The sequence below is a fragment of the Aeromicrobium sp. PFPM2_SD2 genome (genome assembly GCF_057364525.1).
Genome location: NZ_JBNFNZ010000658.1, coordinates 1 through 943, shown reverse-complemented (window position 1 = coordinate 943; position 943 = coordinate 1). Strand labels below are relative to the sequence as shown.

Genomic DNA, 943 nt, shown 5'->3' with positions numbered 1-943 from the left:
AGGCGGTCGACGCCGTCGGGGCTCGACCACGTGCGCGAGATGCTCGGCCCCACCGCGTCCGCGCTCGGCTCGCTCGACCCGCGGCTGCGCTCGGACCGCGAGCCCGGCCGGGGTGCACGAGGGCTTCGCGCGCCTGGTCGAGCACCTCGGCGACGACGGCGGCGTCCTGCTGCTCGTCGAGGACGTCCACTGGGCCGACCCGGGCACGCTGGACGTCCTGAAGTACCTGCTCGTGGCCGCGCAGGGCGCCCAAGCGCTCGTCGTCATGACCTTCCGCACCGACGAGGTGCCCCGCACCCACGCGGTGCGCACGTTCCTGGCCGAGCTGGACCGCGGCCGCCGGGCCGAGCGGCTGGAGCTGGGCCGCCTGACCCGCCACCAGGTCGCGGCCCAGGCGCGGGCGATCCTCGGCCGCCGCCCGGACTTCGCCCTCGTCGAGCGGGTGCACGAGCGCAGCGAGGGCGTCCCGTTCTACGTCGAGGAGCTGCTCGCCGTGCAGCAGGACGCGCTGCCCGACACGCTCCGGGGCCTGCTGCTGGCCCGCTACGACCGGCTCGACGAGGCCACCCAGTACTTCCTGCGCGTCCTGGCCGCCGGCGGCAAGGCCGTGCGCCACGACGTGCTCAGCGACGTGCTGGGCCAGGCCGAGTTCGAGCAGGCCGCGCGCGAGGCCATCCACGCCCATGTCATCGTCGAGCAGGGCGACCGGTACGCCTTCCGGCACGCGCTGGTCGCCGAGGCCCTGCACGACGAGCTGCTGCCCGGCGAGCGCACCCGCTTCCACGCGCGGTACGCCGAGGCGATGCAGCGCCGGCTCGACTGCTGCACCTGGCACGAGATCGCGCTGCACTGGGACCGGGCCGGCCGGCCGAGGAGGCGTTCGCGGCCGCCCTGACCGCCCGCACGAGGACTGTCGGGCTGTCGGCCGCGGCCGAGCTGGGGG

General features: G+C 76.0%; 1 pseudogene. It reads left to right on the top strand.

Annotated features, from left to right (window positions below):
* A pseudogene (locus tag AC2W7G_RS17225) lies at positions 1-895 on the top strand (hypothetical protein); the annotation flags it as partial.
* Positions 896-943 lie beyond the last annotated feature (48 nt).